Below are 14,529 nucleotides of genomic sequence, written 5' to 3' on the forward strand. Positions count from 1 at the left end.
TTCTCGCATCGCCGCTAGCTCGCGAGCCATTGGTGGTTGCGGATGATGGTTTCCGTGCGTTCAGGCAGTTCGGTCGGGGCCTCGTCGCCGTCAGTGCGGTCGCAGACCTGTTCGCGCAAGATCTTCTGCGCGCCGGCTGCGTCGCCCTCGGCTTCGGTGATGCGGACGAGACAGAGCCGGGTGATCTCTTCGTCCGGCGCGGCGAGCATCGCGATCTCCGTCGCGGCCCGGGCTCGTACGAGATCGCCCGTGGCGAGGTAGGCGGTGGTGAGGGTGAAGGCCACGTCGGCGACTGCGACCAGTGCGTACTCGTCGTGCCTTTCACCCTCGAAGAGCCACGTCCAGCCGCCAGGTCGCAGCTGGTCGAACGGTCGCCCGGTCACGAGTCGTAGTGCCGTGGCGAGGTCTCGTTGCCCGTCGGTTCCTCCGCGAGCCCTGCCGCGGAGGCTGAGGCGCTTGAACAGGTCTGCGTCGACGAGCAGTCCGGAGTCCACCTGGTACAGGTTGAGGCCCCGTGCTTGCGCCGCCGGTGACTTGTCGGCGTGCGGGAGGTGCGGCTCCTCGGTGTTGGGGTTGGTTCCGAGCCAGTCACGGACGATGTTGATGTAGTCGCGGCACTTGCCCGGCGAGATGCCGAAGGCGTCGCAGACCTCGTCGCGGGTGACGCCGTGGCGGCGACGTAGGGCGAGGTAGGCCAGCAGTTCGGTGAAGTAGGGCTTCCGCTTCGCCAAGGCGTGGCCATGGGCGCGCGCGCCAACTGGTCCGAGCAGACTGAGTCGCGGCCGGAGGCAGTCTGGGTCGAACCAGTCGTCGACGTCCTGGTCGAGTTGCGGGTCTGCTGTCTCGACATCGGCTCGCAGGCCTGCCGAAACGTTCGGCGCGACGGTCTGGAGGTCGTCCTCGGTCAGCGCACCGGTGCGCAGGTAGTCCTCGTCCCGTCCGTCGAGGAGGCTGACGTAGCCGGATTCGTCGTCCTCGTCGCCGACCTGGTCTGTGTCTCGGGGTTGGGTGTACTCGTCGCGCAGCGCACCGGCCTTGTCGGCGTAGATCTCCCACGCGTCCGCGCCGTCGTCGAGGGCGGGTTCGTCGACGGGAACCGCGATGTCCTCGATGCCTGCGCGCTGGGCGTAGAGCTGTGCGCACCCGTCGGCTTCCTCGGATGACAGCCCGACCGCGGTCAGGTCGAGGCCGGCTTCTTCGAGAGCGACGCGGCCGGTGGAGGTCACGGTCAAGGTGACCACGTGATCGCTCGCGTCGCGGGCTGCCTGATCCGGGTCGTTGAGGACGACCGCGGTGGCGGCTTGGCCGGGGTGATCGACGATGAGCTGGGTGAGGTGCTCGAGAGACCCCAGTGTCGATGGTTCAGTCGAGGCCGCGTCGACGAGCAGGATGCGTGCGGGCCATGTGTCGTCGTCGACGTAGCCGGTCCTTGCCGTGGAGACGTCGGTGGCGTGGGCTTCGGCGCGAGCGATGCTCGCCTCGGCCGCGGTGATCGTGTCCTGGACGAGCGTCTCGACCCCCTCTGCTCCGGCGATGTAGGTCAACCGCTCGTCCATGGACGCGGCCTCTTCGGCGACCCCGACACAGGTCGCGGTGACGCGCGACGACCACGGGTTGACCGCGACTTGGGCGGCGAGGTGTCGGATGAGGTTCTGTGCGGTGTCCCTGTCGCCTGAGATGGTTACGGCTCCGAGCTCCTCGCAGTTCAGCATCCATGTCTCGCCGGTGTCGCTGGTGCCGATGGTGACGAGGAGCGGATACGGCGCCTCGAGGTCCGGCGCGTCAGATCCCGAGCCGGCGGACCGCTCATGACCGTTCTCGCCCGTACTGCTGGGACCGTGGTCAAGACCGCTCAGACCGCTGCCGGAACCCTCGTCGAGATCGGTGCGAGGTCCGTTGATGTGCCAGTGGGTTCGGTCGGACGATCCTGTCCATGGCGACGGGAGGTCGGAGGGTGCGCTGAGGTGCAGCGTCAGCGTTTGGCGGCCCAGTTCGACGGCTGCCAGCGGCGGCATGCTCGATCGCGTTGCGCTGATGCTGGCGGCGAGATGGCGCAGGGCGTGGTCGAGGAACTCGACTGTCACTGCTGCTTCGGTGGCGGCGGCGATGGACTTCTCAACTGGTGCCAGTGCGGAGTCCGGCGCTGGGATCATCCGGCCCGGTCGGCGGGCGCGGAACTGCGATCGACGTCGAGCGCGCAGGGCCATGAGGAGGCCACCTGCCAGGAGCATGCCGCCGCCGGTGAGTCCGGTGATGAACCAAGGCGCCGATACCACGGAGTCCTGTCCACCCTCGTCGTCGGTCTTCACGCGGTCGTCGGTCTGGTCGGCGTGCTCGCCGCGGTCTTTGAAGCTGTCCGGGGTCGGTGAGTGATCTTGACGTTGTGTCGACTGGTCCGAGCGAGACCCTGACATCGATCCCGCCTCGGTGCCGTCGTGACTGGCGTCCGGGTGATCGGCTTGGTTGCCGGGGGTGCCATTGTCTCCCCCGTCTGGTCGCTCCTCGTCTGCTCCAGCAGACCGGCCATCGGCGGCCTCTGAGTGTGCTGGTCTGGATGTCGCTCCGGGGAGCGTGAGGGTCCACCCGGGGCGAATGAGGTCGGGGTCGCTCAGTTGGGATCCGTCGGGTTGCAGGGTGCTGGCGGAAGCGTCAAAGATCTCGGGGAAACGGCTGGGATCACCGAGGTAGCGGTCGGCGATCGCCGTCAGGGTGTCGCCGGGCTCCACGGTGTGGTGTCGCGCACCCGTTCCGTCGGAAACTGGGCCGCTGGCGGCGGCAGCCGTCGTGTTCGCGGGGATGCGGAGCACCCATCCGGGCCGCAGGAAGCTGGGCTTGTCGCCGAGGATGTCGCGGTTGAGGTCGACGATCTCGGTGAATCGGGATCCGTTCCCGAGGTGCTGGGTTGCGATCGACCAGAGGCTCTCTCCTGGCTTCACGGTGTAGTCGAACGCCGGCGGCTGCGCGGGTGTGTGCGGATGCCCGTGGTGGGCGGCTGGGCTCGGTTCTCCCGGGGAGACAATGCCGGTCGCGTGGTCAGCCTGTGTGGCGGCGCCGCTCGTGGAGGTTGGGGTGAGGTGGAGCGGGAGTGCGGCGGCCGGTACTGAGGGTGCGCCGCTTGGGGGTGTTGCCGCTGCGGGAGCGCCGCCGGTGAGGTTGGGTGCGGCCACGAAGAGCAGTGTGGCGAGGCCAAGGAGCGTCCTGGCCATCAGCTGTGAGGTGCCCAGTCCGGGCAGTCGTGGCAATGGAACGCCGCGCAAGCGCGCGGTCAGCTCGGCCAGCAGGCCGGCTGCTGCGTACGCCCATGCCGCCCAGGCGACTACCTCGAGTGTGGCGAGGACGAGGGTGCCGTCGTCGGGGGCGAGGAGCCTGTCGGTCAGGGACGTGAGCGATGGGGAGGTACCGGGCAACGGGGTCGCACCGATGGCCAGCAGCAGCACCGGCAATCCCCCGAGGATCCCGACCACGGCGAGGCTCGCCACGAGCCCGAGGAGTCGCCGACTCGCTCGCTGCTCGAACCGCAGCGAGGAGGGGGCAGCGCGCTCGCCGTGGACCTGGCCCGTGTCCTTGCCCGTGTCCTTGCTCGTGTCCTTGTCCCGGACCCGGCGCGGGTCGTGACGAGTGGGGGTGGCTGGGGTCATGTCCGGCTCCCGGGGGTCTGGATGAGTCGCGCGGATCCTTCGCCTGTGACGCTCATGCGGGTGAGTCCGATGATGCTGAGGAACTTGGGCTCGTAGGTGTCGGTGGTGCGCACCGTGAGGAGTGTGCCGTCGCTGACGGCGACGGTTCCGGTGACGCCGGCGGCTCGGAGGTAGGCGGTGGCTGCTGCGCGAGCGCTGCTGGGGTCGATGGACAGGCCCTGGCCTTTGACGGAGGTGGCGTCGAGTTCTTGTGCTCCGGCGCGTGCGGCCTGCGCGGCCACGGCGCGGGCGTGCTGCTGGGTCTGGACCTGTCCGCCGACATCGACGACGAGGCCCACGAGCACGACCATGATGAAGGAGGTCGTGGCGAACCAGATCGAGATCGAACCGCAGTCGTCGCGACCGCGGCCCTGCGCCAAGTGATCGTCCTTGATGGCGCGGTCGGCAGTGCAGTTTGTCGTGCCCTGGGAGGTGTTGTCGGCTGGGCCGTGGTGCCCGAGCGGCAGGAGGGGGACGGTGGTCATCGGCGCTCCCGGTAGGCATCGACGGGGCTGTAGGCGGTCTCGGTGATGAGTCGGTGGCCGGGGACGCCGGGCAGGGACAGGTCCGCGAGTCCGACGCGGCAGGTGATGGTGACGCCGACGAGCACCGTGGTGCCGAGTGGTGCGTCGTAGCCGCTTGCGTCGACGACCACGCTGCTGGTGCTGCACGGAAGCGCGGCGAGCCTGGTGGCGACTTGAGCGCGAGCAGCAGTGGCGGCGTCGGTGCGGGTGCGTTGCAGTGATGCGGTGCGGGCGCCGTCGTAGGCGGCTGCTTCGATGGCTTGGCGGGTGACCTCGACCCGGCCTCCCATGACGATGAGCGCGATGAACAGTGCGAAGGCTGGTAGACCGACGACGGCCTCGATGGCGACCGACCCGCGATCGTCGCGACTGCGGCGGCAGCGGTGCATGGCTTGGCTGGTGAGCTGCGAGCTCGGCACGGGGCTCATGGGGTGATCCGTTCGACGGGCATGCTCGCCTGCTGGGTCACGGTGCCTCGCCAGCCGGGGATGACGCTGAGCGTCTTGCCCGTGACGGTGACCGTGGCGGTGGCGGCGGTGCGGGTGCCGGAGATGCCGGTGTCGGTCATGACGTCGTCTCCCCCGGCATCGCGCAGAAAGGCCGATGCCACCGCGATTGCGCTGTCGCGGGTGCCGGTCTGTCCGGCCGCCTCGCGCGCGCCTTCCTCGGCGGCGGCGAGGGCGACACTGCGTGCGTGGTAGTACAGGGATGCCTGCACGCCGATGAGCATCACCGCGAACAGGGCAGGGAGCAGCAGCGCCATCTGGATGGCTACCGACCCGCGGTCGTTACGGGAGCGGTGCTGGGTCGGGTCCCTGTGCGGCGACATCGTGGCGGGCCTACTTGATCTTGTCGGCCTGGGTCGTGACGTAGCCGGTGATGGCGGCCACGACGATGCCCACGATCACGATGACGGCGCCGGCCCAGATCACCTGCTCGATCGTGACCGAGCCGCGGTCAGTGCGCCGCCGGCTCTCGTGCAGTGGTGCCGCGACCTCGTCGGTGGTGGCGCGGTCGAGGCGCGAGGTGCTGGCGTTGAGCAGGTGGAGCCAGAGGTAGATCTGGGTCTGGAGGTCGAGGAGAAGCTTCATGGCTGTGTCCTTTCGGGACTGAGGCTGGAGGCGTTCGTGGGCTGGTGGTGCTCCTCGGTGTGAGAGGGATGTGAAGCGATGATTTATGTGCGTGTCAGGTGGTGAATCGGAGGAGTGCGGGGGTGATGAGGATCGCCATGAAGACGATGCCGAGGAGGCTGGCGGGGATGTACATGCGTTCGGAGGCGGCGTTGGCCTTGCCGATCTCGGCGCTGAGCATGGCGGAGCGCAGGGCGGAGGCTCGGGCGCGGAGGTTGGTGTATATCTGGGCGCCGTCCTGGCTGGATTGCTGCATGATGTCGGCGAGGTCGTCGAGCTCGGGGACGCCGAGCTCCTCGGCGAGGTCGTGGAGGGATTCCCACGGGGCTCGTGAGGCATAGCGGGCGCGGCGCAGCTCGGTGGCGATACGGGTGAAGACCCATGAGTCGCCGACGTCGGCGGCGGCGGCGAGCGCTTGGTGGCCGCTGGCGCCGGAGCGGCGTTCGAGGGCGACGAGCTCGATGTATGCGCCGAGCGCGCGGAGGAACTCGACCCGTGCGCGTTTGGCGTCGTCGACGGCGTTGTAGTTGGGGACGAACCAGCCCACGGCGGCGAGGACGAGCGACCCCAGGGTGGGGACCACAAGTGGGATCGGCAGCCCGATCAGCGTCCAGATGGTCGTCAGCGCAGGGAAGAAGACCAGGCCGAGTCCGGCCCAGAGGACCTTCTCGCCGTAGAAGCGGGTCTCACTGATCTGCAGGATGGCCAGGTCCCGGCGCGGTGTGCGGGCCCACGCTCCGCCGGGCAGGGTGCGCATCGCCCACACTCCGAGCCGGTCGGCGAAGGTGGCCGATGCGAGGCCCGCGCTGGCGCTGACATCGCCGTACGCGCTCTTGGCCAGCGGTTCGGGGGCGAGCCGGTCCAGGACGTCACCGAGGTGAGGGTCGGACGGTGCGAGGCGATAGGCCAGCAAGGCACATGCCAGGCCGACCATCAGACCACCACACAGCGCGACCTGGAGGCCGGTCATGAGGCGCCTCCTGCCCCTGACGAGCCGCCTACTGTGACCCCCGATCCGGACCCTCTTCCGGACTGTGCGAGTTGGCGGTTGGCGAGGTTGAGGAAGCGTGGCAGCGGAGCCAGCACCGCCATGCGTCTCAGCCACAGCAACGTCGCGACGTAGGCGGCCAGGAGGAGGCCGAGGACGACCTGGCCGATGGGTGTGCCGTAGGGGGCGATGTAGGTCCCGGTCAGGCTCAGCACTGCGAGCACGGCGAGGGTAATGGCCGTGACGGTGCGGGCGGTAGTGCGCGGCTTGGCCTGGTCGGCGGCGATCTGGCGGCGTGCACGGACGTCGGCGGCCACGGTCTCCGCGAGGGCCTCGAGTGCGACAGACAGGCCGACCTGACCTCTGCCGGAGGCGGCGAGGATGAGGTTGGTGACGACCACGTCGCCGGTGGAGTCGTTGATGTCTTCGGCGAAGAGGCGGAGCACGTCCTCGGTGGAGGTGCTGTTGTCCCACAGCCGTGAGACGAGGAGTCCGACCTCGCGTTCGATCGGTGCGGGCGCCGAGCGCAGGGACCGGATGAGGGCCGAGCGCAGGGACTGGCCCGCGGTGAGCTTCCCGGACAGCGACCTGGCCCATTCCTCGAGGGCCTCGAGCTTCTCGACCTGGGTGCCGGAGGATGGTGGCGTCAGCAGGATCGGGATCCCCACGACGGCGGCCGGCACGACCACGATCGCGATCACCCACCCCGAGACGAGCGCGACCGCCAGCCCGGCCAGCACGCCGACGACCATCAGCCGCGTGGTGCGCAGGCTGGCACCACTCCACGCCCGTCCGACCCGCCCCGGCCAGCCGCGCTGCACGCCCCCGCCGCCCGGACGGCTTCTCCCGCGCGTCCGTGCGGGTCGCTCTGGAGCAGGCTGTAGGGCGAGCACCATGCCGATCAGTCCGGCCACCACGAGAGCACCGGCCATGGCTGCGACGAAGGCGTTCACGACGCAGCTCCGCCGCGGTTGATGGGGCGCGTGCGGGTGGACTCGGCGTTGTAGGCGTCGAGGTCGAAGCCGTGACGGACCAGATCTCGGCACAGTCGGTCCGAGATCTCCCCGGTGGCGACAGCAGCTCCTGCGGAGCCAGTGCCGTCGGGGCGGAACACCGAGGTGGCCGAGTAGCCCATCACCGCGTCGGGGCTGGGTTCGACGACGAGGACCTCGTGGACCCAGCGGCGTTTGCGCTGGGTGCCGTCCGGTTCCTCCACGATGTCGGCGTGCAGGTAGATCACGACGTCGATCGCGGCGGCGATCTTGCTGATGGCGAGCTCGCGGGTGACCTGCGGGCCCGATTCCATCGCGCAGGACACCAGCTTCTCGACCGTGTGCTCGGCGCTGCGCGCATGGGTGGTGCTGATGGACCCGGGCCCGGACTCCATGGCTTTGAGCATCGCCCACACCTCGGGTCCGCGGACCTCGCCGACGATCTGGCGGTCGAGGTTGAACCGGAACGAGTCGTGGATGGCCTCCTCGAGGGTGAACTCCCCCGCTTGGCGTCCGGCGACGCCGATCTCTCCTGACCCGGGGCGGTGCTCCCACGCGTGCACGATCCGGTGCCGGCCGGTCATCTCGTGCAGGTGCAGCTCGAACTCGGTCTCGAAGGTGCCGATCATCTCGTGCGAGGGGATCTGGGAGCACAGTGCGCGCACCCACGTGGTCTTGCCGGACCCCTGGATGCCGGAGACCACGATGCTCTTGCCAGCCCTCACGCAGGCAGAGACGAAGTCGGCGAGCGCGGGACTGCAGGCGCCCCGCTCGTGCACCATCTCATCCATCGACACCTCCACGAGCCGGTGACGCCGAATCACGACCGAGGTGTGGGCGGTGACCCAGGACGCGGCGGCTAGGCGTGCACCGCCGGGCAGCCGCAAGTGAAGGCTCGGTCGTGCTTCAGTGAAGGGACGGTTCTGCCGGGCACCGAGGTCTGCGAGGAACTCGCGCAAGTCGTCCTCGGAATCCGCCACGGGCGGTCCCTCGGACAGGGTGCCGTCAGAGGCCTCAAGCCACACCGTGACCACGGCACCGCGGGCGGTGATGATGATGTTCTCCAAAGACTCATCGTCGACCAGCGGCTGCAGGCGCCCCAACCCAAAGATCGCGTCGTAGAGCGCCTGACGGAGGTGCTCCTCCTGCCCGTCGTTCCAGCCGGGCTGTCCGGACGAGACGCGTTCCTCCGACTCTGCGCGGACCAGCTCAGCGATGACGGCGAGACCGACCTGCTCTCGTTCGTCGTCAGTGAGCCGGCTGCCCTCCTTCTCGAGCCGGGCCGTGAGCCGACTCGAGGCCTCAGTTCGCAGTTGGGCCACCACTTCCCAGCCCACATCACCGGCATCGTGGCTGTCGGCCAGCAAGGGCTCGGGGATCAGCGCGCGCACCGGCGCGGCCCAGGCGCCCTCACCGGCTCCTGGGACCGGGACCTCGTCGGTGTCGGTGGAGAACATCGGGAGATCACTCAGGTCCGGCGGATCAGCGGGTCGGGCAGCGACCGAGGAACTGCCGGGGCTGGCGGGGGCGGCTGGGGAGGCTGACGTTCGGGGCGGGGGTGCCGATCGAGGTTCGCCGCGCAGGTGCGCGAACCGCGACCCGGACCTGTTCGAGGTCTCGGGCAGTTCGGGTGGCGCGGGCGGCTCGGGCACGGCGGCGCCGGACGCAACGCCCAGTTCGCCCGGGTGCCGGTCGGGCGGCTGCGCTTCGGCCCGCTGCTGCTGCTCGGCACTCATGTCCGGCCTGCTGTCGTCGGCGTCAGGATGCTGTGACGGGTGGTGGCGCGGGTGGAGATGTGGCCCGCGATGGCGCCGGACGCTGCCCGGCAGCCGGCCACGAAGACGGACTCGGCGAACTTGCGGGGTGGCCGCGCGCCGTGTGAGTAGACCTCGGCTGCGTCGGGTGCCCACGGAAGCGAGGCCACGACGGGCATCGCGAGCGCCTTCTCGATCTGCCGCGGCGTGTAGGGGCGCACCGACGGAAGCATGTGGGTCTTGGTCGGCCCACGATGATGTTCATCGACCGTCAGGATTCCGAGACGGTCGAGGCCGCCGACCGACGCGAAGTGCTCGCGCAGCATGTCGGCATACGACCGTGACGCCGCCAAGGCTGGCAGCGAGGTCCGGGTCATCAGGAGGGCGAGGTCTGCTCCGACGATCAGCTCGCGGGGCCAGCCGGCGAGGCCGAGCCGGCCGGCGTCGACGATCACGTCCTGGCCGTGGGCGTCCATCGCCCGCAGTTGTTCGGCCAGCGGTTCCCACAGCGGCACCACGCTGGGCGCTTGCCGGTGGTCGCGGATGCCGGCGAGGAACCACACTCCCCCAGCACCTGATCCTGCCCCGTGCCTTGCACCTGGCGCCGCGCCAGCGCCCGGGGATTCGTTTCGCTGCTGGTGTGGTGGCGGGTCGAGAACCAGCGTCTCGTGCGGGAGTGCCTCGGCCAGAGCGCCGTCGCGGTGTGCGAGTGCCAGGCGGATCAGTCCGCCGCCTGGTGTCTGGGCGCCACGCAGGTAGCCCGCGAACACCGCGGATGCTCCGCTGGGGTCGGCGTCCACCAGGAGCACGGGCCGGTGCCACGCGAACGCCAGTGCCAGGGTCGTGGTGCTCACGCCGGGCGATCCGCCGGCGGAGCACACCACGATCAGGGCCATCTCACTTCTCCCGCGTGTCCAGCACGAGTGCAACACCGCCCCTGGCCCCGGCCGCGGCCAGGTCTGCGGCCTCGTTTTCGGCGACGGTCACGTCGACGACCGTGTTCCCGGTCTCGGGGACGTAGGACACGTTGACTACGGCCGCGTCGACGGTGCGCAGCGATTGCGTGTCAGATCCGGCTCCCGCTGCGCCTTCGGGGGTCAGCACGAGCCGCACGTCGTCGCCGGCGTAGAGCGGTTCGGACGGCATCTGGGCACTCGTGAGGCTGACACCCACGAGTGACTGACCGGCGATGGGAACGACGGACTCGGCGACTGAGTCCTCGGTGATCAAGGTGCCCGACCACAAGTCCGTGGCGGCACGCTGCCCCACGATCCGGGACTCGTCGGTTGCCGCGACGGGCGACAGTGCAGGGTCGACGCTGAGGCGGACAACGGCGATGTCCGAGGGTTCGATGGTGGCACCGCGTGCGACGTCGTCGGAGAGGACCAGCACGGCCTGGGTGCGATCGAGTGAGGTGTAGGCGTACGCCGCCAGCAGCCCACCAGCGGCCACCAGGGCCGCCATGAGGGCGAACAGCCACGGGCGACGTTGAGCTCTGATGTTGGGCAGCGGCCTCGAGGCAGCCCCCACCGCCGGCACGCCCGTGCGAGCGTCCGGGCCGGACCTGCGGTCTGCATCCACCGACATCGCTGCTCAGTTCCTCCCGAGTCCTCCGACCACCTACGGATCGGAGTCGAGGCGGAGCGTTCACCGCGCGCCGACTCGTTTCGCAAACTACGACGATTGCGCCGGAGCGAAACGGTTATCCACAGGCACCGGGCAGGGGCGCAAGGAGTCGCACTCTCGAGGGCCTCCCTTACCCGGTGGCGGTCCACTCCCCCGATGAAGTGAGACAAGATCGCCTTGACGCGATTGTGCTCCCAACTGCTCCGCATGAAAAGAGGCACCGGCGACTGCAAACAAGCGGGGTCCCTGCAGCCGGGGTTCCGACCGGTCCGGACGGATCCCCTCAAGACCGAGGTCGCACGCCGGTCAGCTTGGAGATTGCGCTCATCGCGGCGCCGGCTACCGGTGCCGAGGCCTTCACGAGCGGTCGTGCGGGCTACTCGGTCGGCACGAGATACAGACGAGGTCGATCCCCGAGGATGGCGCGCGGCGGCGTCTCGACGGGGTGGGTCACAACCGGCGCGAGTACCCCAACTGTTGGAGAGCCATCCCCGGTGACGCGGCCGTTCCCGACCGCAGCTGTGCTCCGGACCGTCTCGGCCCGCGAAGCCGCTCGTCGAGAGACCTGCCTCTTCGCGGCTGGCACCGCGTAGCTGATCAGCACGACGGTCACGGCCACGAGGCCGCTCCAGGCCCGATGGTGGGCGACGCCGTCGGCCACACAGACTGCGCCGATCACCGCTCGCAACTGCCACGCCACGACGATCGGCTGCCACCTGAACAGCCGGACAAGCAGCGGACGCAGAACGGCTGCCACGACTCGTACGGGGAGCGTCACCACCCATCCGCGGACGGCGCCACGATGCGGCTCGAAATGGTGCTCGGCACGACTGCGGGCCACCTCACTAGCCACCGCTACCGCGGAGATCTGGTTGGTGGCCAAGCCCTGCAGCACAAGAGGCGAGACCACCACCACTGCCCTGCCCGCATGACCCACCTGCGCGGCACGTGAGCGAGCGACTCGCCTCACGAGCAGACGCCGCTTGCTAACGGGGTCGGGGCCAGCGCCGCCTGCCTCGACCAGCGTCTCGATGCCCGTCCAGAGCTCGAGTTCCCGAGGCGACGCAGGGCGTGACCACGACAGTGCTCGCACCACGATCATCTCGGCGCGACCCGCGGCAGGCAGCAACATCGCGACAACTAGAAGCACGAGAACGAGCAGCGCGACGCCAGCCGGCAGGGTCGACAAGACACACAGGTAGATCACGAGGCCGGCCAGCACGGACGGGACATTCAGCAGCAGGCGCAGCGGTCGATCCGGCATTCGCTTCACGTCGGCTCCTTCCGGTTCTCCCTCGTGGGTCCATCTGGGCGGGCTCATCGAGGTGGAAGCTGAGCGCACCCGCGCGGCCTCGGCCCGTAGGTGCCCATGACCAGTGTGTGTTCGCCGCCGGCCCGCCATGGAGTTATCCACAGGCGATCGGATCGCCTTCCGAATCCCACAGACTCACCCGGTCCATCCCACGCAGGTTGTCTCTCCCGGAGCCTGCCGAGATGACTCCACACCCCACCCGTCACGAGGACGAACTACGCGCGATCGGCGAGATCATCGCTCTGCTTGACCGCGCCTACGACCAGACCTGGGCCATCTCGCAGCCAGATCCACCGCGGATGGACCTCGGACTGGGCATCTACCTCGTCCGAGCGCAGCCCTACTTCTCGCTAGGTCCAGCACACCCTGTCGTGCAGCGGGAGCGCGGCGTCCAGGAGGGAGTGCCCGACCTGCTCCGCGCGGCGAAGCAGCTAACGCGCAACCTCCCGCTCGGGACAGCAACGCTTCCCGATGTCGCGGAACTCGCCGTCACCCTGTCGACCTCATCCGCGACGCAGACCGCCTCTCGTGGTGAGCCATGACCAACCCGCCGACGGACCCAACGAACAGCCCTCCACCGCTCATGTACGACCGCGCTGACGTCGAACTGTTCGACGTGGACGGTCTCACCCACACCTCCGATCAGCGCAGCATCGGGGAGTTGCTCTTCGACGTCGACCGGCACGCACGCCTGCTTCTGATGGACGTGTCCGAGCACGACGCCGCACCACTCCTCCATGGCTGGCCCGCCCTGATCTCAGCGGCCAGCAGTTTGTGGCACGCGATGCCCGAACCGCTCCCCACGCCACGTCCCGAGTCCGTGTCGTCACCCACCCCTGCGGCGGCTCGTGCAGCTCAGGCGGCCACGTGCATGGACCGCCTGGACGTAATCAGCGTCGGGGTCTCCCATCGACTCTCCACGAAACGGTGGCCAGGCCCGAACGTGCCGGATCAGCGGCTCATGGAGATGGCGGACACCCTCTCGAAAGCAGCGGACCTCACCCGCCGCTTCGCCCACGTGGGGCCGCTCTCCGCGGCCGGTCGAGACGACCTCGAAGCAGCCCGAGCTCGGCTGCTCCACTCGATCTACGTTGCGACCCACGCCGTCTCCGTAGCCCTCCTCCAACACGGCCGCACCCAACACGCTGCCGCCGCCACACCGCGTCCACTCACTGCGCCGGGCGAGCGCATTCCCTACGCCGTCGCCCCGGTCACTGAGTGGGTCCGCCGCATCGGTGCCGCTGAAGCCGCTGCGGCCAGCTTCGTCAGCCGCCGTCAGTTCACTCACCTCCTCATCGGCGAGCACCATCCCGCGCCGTCGTCCGCGAGCCGACTGAATCTTGCGCTGGCACGTTGGGACGTCGAAGCACATCGCGCTTTGGCGGGACCCGACTGGCACGACAACGTCGTGTTGGTCACCCGGACGCAAGCCTTCATCGCCGGGTCCGCTATGACACTGTTGGATACCGACACTCGGGAACATGCCGGCTACCCCAGTCGCCTCGTCGAAGCCATTGGCCGGTCGGGCGCCGCGTGGAGCGATCTGGGCTGCAGGTGGGACGAACTCACCCCTGCCCACGCGCGACCCTCCGACGTTCTGCTGCTTGCCGCAGCGGAACTACGAGGTGCGGCGCGAGAACTCACCCACGACGGCGCCACGCGAGCCTCGTCGACCGAGATGCTCGCGCGCCCCGGCGCCGTCGAAGGTTTGCGCGCACTCCTGGTCTCGTTGCGCCACTGCGATGAACTCGCCCACGTCGTCGACGAGAAGAGCACAGCCACCGGACTCACGGGCCCCGCCAGAGTCATGTCACGGCGCGCCCACAACGACATAGAAGCCGGCCGCGTACCGATTGCCTTGGACGATGAGGCTTCGTGGGTTTCGCCAGCGGACATCCACGCCAAGCGCACCGTGCCCGCACCCGTTGCCGTCATCGTCGCGCTCCAGGCCTCCAGCCACACCGTCGTTCAAGCCGCGACCGCCGCCGGCGCGATCGCCACCGCAACTGTCGACGTGGTGCCCTCGTCCACCACCTGCGCGCGAAGAAATGAAGACTCTTCGACCCGCTCAACCACTTCCCTCCGTGAAGCTCAGATCACGCCGGCCCGGACCTCGATGGCCTGGGCACCTCATAGGACTGGGCAGTCCTTGGCTCGCTGACTGAAGCGCCCGGTGTCATCGGAGTGCTGATCCCCTCAGACCTCTGTAAGGAGCAGAACACCATCGCTCGAGCTGTCTCAACGCCCATCTGCCACATGCCCACTTGGATCTGTGGAGAACGCGGAGCGCCCAGCTATTCGCTCTACGTTGCTGTCATGGACAACACAGCGCCCTGCGCCACATGCGGGTCACCCGTCACCATCGCGCGAAGGGTCGACGCGGACAGCTTGGGCGAGGCCGGTCCGCGCGTGGAACTGCGCCGCGTCTGCACCGACGACACCTGCCCCACCAATGGTCGACACCGCAGGATCGGCGAGACCGTCTGACCATGCGTACGAGCGCCTGGGCCGAGCGCGCGACGCCTG

Annotated in this window: 13 protein-coding genes; 2 read left to right on the forward strand and 11 right to left on the reverse strand. The window is 69.1% G+C overall.

Annotation, left to right across the window (positions count from 1 at the left end):
* Positions 1–14 precede the first annotated feature (14 nt).
* From ACFFJG_RS01915 to ACFFJG_RS01965, 11 genes are all read right to left on the reverse strand, one after another.
* A complete protein-coding gene (locus ACFFJG_RS01915; protein ID WP_378516921.1) occupies positions 15–3,638 on the reverse strand; it encodes a LysM peptidoglycan-binding domain-containing protein in 3,624 nt (1,207 codons plus the stop codon).
* Complete coding sequence (locus ACFFJG_RS01920; RefSeq protein WP_378516922.1) at positions 3,635–4,162, reverse strand: pilus assembly protein TadG-related protein; 528 nt, start codon at positions 4,160–4,162, stop codon at positions 3,635–3,637. The genes ACFFJG_RS01915 and ACFFJG_RS01920 overlap by 4 nt, the downstream gene beginning before the upstream one ends.
* Complete coding sequence (locus tag ACFFJG_RS01925) at positions 4,159–4,629, reverse strand: TadE/TadG family type IV pilus assembly protein (protein WP_378516923.1); 471 nt, start codon at positions 4,627–4,629, stop codon at positions 4,159–4,161. Before ACFFJG_RS01925 ends, ACFFJG_RS01920 begins: the two co-directional genes overlap by 4 nt.
* On the reverse strand, positions 4,626–5,030 hold the full coding sequence (locus ACFFJG_RS01930) for a TadE family protein (protein ID WP_378516924.1): 405 nt from the start codon (positions 5,028–5,030) through the stop codon (positions 4,626–4,628). The genes ACFFJG_RS01925 and ACFFJG_RS01930 overlap by 4 nt, the downstream gene beginning before the upstream one ends.
* A gap of 10 nt (positions 5,031–5,040) precedes the next feature.
* Positions 5,041–5,292: a hypothetical protein gene (locus ACFFJG_RS01935; RefSeq protein WP_378516925.1), complete on the reverse strand. Its 252-nt coding sequence runs from the start codon at positions 5,290–5,292 to the stop codon at positions 5,041–5,043.
* Between the two features lie 94 nt (positions 5,293–5,386).
* Positions 5,387–6,301 (reverse strand): type II secretion system F family protein, encoded by a 915-nt coding sequence (locus tag ACFFJG_RS01940; protein WP_378516926.1) that lies wholly within the window; start codon positions 6,299–6,301, stop codon positions 5,387–5,389.
* Complete coding sequence (locus ACFFJG_RS01945; protein WP_378516927.1) at positions 6,298–7,071, reverse strand: type II secretion system F family protein; 774 nt, start codon at positions 7,069–7,071, stop codon at positions 6,298–6,300. Before ACFFJG_RS01945 ends, ACFFJG_RS01940 begins: the two co-directional genes overlap by 4 nt.
* Positions 7,072–7,268: 197 nt before the next feature.
* A complete protein-coding gene (locus tag ACFFJG_RS01950) occupies positions 7,269–9,047 on the reverse strand; it encodes a TadA family conjugal transfer-associated ATPase (protein ID WP_378516928.1) in 1,779 nt (592 codons plus the stop codon).
* Positions 9,044–9,961, reverse strand: a complete 918-nt coding sequence (locus tag ACFFJG_RS01955; protein WP_378516929.1) for a CpaE/TadZ family protein — start codon at positions 9,959–9,961, stop codon at positions 9,044–9,046. The genes ACFFJG_RS01950 and ACFFJG_RS01955 overlap by 4 nt, the downstream gene beginning before the upstream one ends.
* Position 9,962: 1 nt before the next feature.
* On the reverse strand, positions 9,963–10,529 hold the full coding sequence (locus ACFFJG_RS01960) for an SAF domain-containing protein (protein ID WP_378516930.1): 567 nt from the start codon (positions 10,527–10,529) through the stop codon (positions 9,963–9,965).
* A 538-nt stretch (positions 10,530–11,067) separates the two neighbouring features.
* A complete protein-coding gene (locus ACFFJG_RS01965) occupies positions 11,068–11,964 on the reverse strand; it encodes a hypothetical protein (protein ID WP_378516931.1) in 897 nt (298 codons plus the stop codon).
* A gap of 221 nt (positions 11,965–12,185) precedes the next feature.
* Between ACFFJG_RS01965 and ACFFJG_RS01970 the strand changes: the two genes are divergently transcribed.
* Positions 12,186–12,545 (forward strand): hypothetical protein, encoded by a 360-nt coding sequence (locus tag ACFFJG_RS01970; RefSeq protein ID WP_378516932.1) that lies wholly within the window; start codon positions 12,186–12,188, stop codon positions 12,543–12,545.
* Positions 12,542–14,164 carry a hypothetical protein gene (locus tag ACFFJG_RS01975; RefSeq protein WP_378516933.1) on the forward strand — a complete coding sequence of 541 codons (1,623 nt, stop codon included), beginning with the start codon at positions 12,542–12,544 and terminating at the stop codon, positions 14,162–14,164. The genes ACFFJG_RS01970 and ACFFJG_RS01975 overlap by 4 nt, the downstream gene beginning before the upstream one ends.
* The last annotated feature ends 365 nt before the right edge of the window (positions 14,165–14,529 follow it).

The organism is Nocardioides zeicaulis, from assembly GCF_042432345.1.
Classification (GTDB): Bacteria; Actinomycetota; Actinomycetes; order Propionibacteriales; family Nocardioidaceae; genus Nocardioides; species Nocardioides zeicaulis.

Coding starts and splice junctions, on each gene's coding strand:
- ACFFJG_RS01945 (WP_378516927.1), bottom strand. CDS start 7,071: ATGGTCGTCGGCGTGCTGGCCGGGCTGGCGGTCGCGCTCGTCTCGGGG.
- ACFFJG_RS01975 (WP_378516933.1), top strand. CDS start 12,542: ATGACCAACCCGCCGACGGACCCAACGAACAGCCCTCCACCGCTCATG.
- ACFFJG_RS01955 (WP_378516929.1), bottom strand. CDS start 9,961: ATGGCCCTGATCGTGGTGTGCTCCGCCGGCGGATCGCCCGGCGTGAGC.
- ACFFJG_RS01935 (WP_378516925.1), bottom strand. CDS start 5,292: ATGAAGCTTCTCCTCGACCTCCAGACCCAGATCTACCTCTGGCTCCAC.
- ACFFJG_RS01950 (WP_378516928.1), bottom strand. CDS start 9,047: ATGAGTGCCGAGCAGCAGCAGCGGGCCGAAGCGCAGCCGCCCGACCGG.
- ACFFJG_RS01920 (WP_378516922.1), bottom strand. CDS start 4,162: ATGACCACCGTCCCCCTCCTGCCGCTCGGGCACCACGGCCCAGCCGAC.
- ACFFJG_RS01940 (WP_378516926.1), bottom strand. CDS start 6,301: ATGACCGGCCTCCAGGTCGCGCTGTGTGGTGGTCTGATGGTCGGCCTG.
- ACFFJG_RS01930 (WP_378516924.1), bottom strand. CDS start 5,030: ATGTCGCCGCACAGGGACCCGACCCAGCACCGCTCCCGTAACGACCGC.
- ACFFJG_RS01925 (WP_378516923.1), bottom strand. CDS start 4,629: ATGAGCCCCGTGCCGAGCTCGCAGCTCACCAGCCAAGCCATGCACCGC.
- ACFFJG_RS01915 (WP_378516921.1), bottom strand. CDS start 3,638: ATGACCCCAGCCACCCCCACTCGTCACGACCCGCGCCGGGTCCGGGAC.
- ACFFJG_RS01970 (WP_378516932.1), top strand. CDS start 12,186: ATGACTCCACACCCCACCCGTCACGAGGACGAACTACGCGCGATCGGC.
- ACFFJG_RS01960 (WP_378516930.1), bottom strand. CDS start 10,529: ATGGCGGCCCTGGTGGCCGCTGGTGGGCTGCTGGCGGCGTACGCCTAC.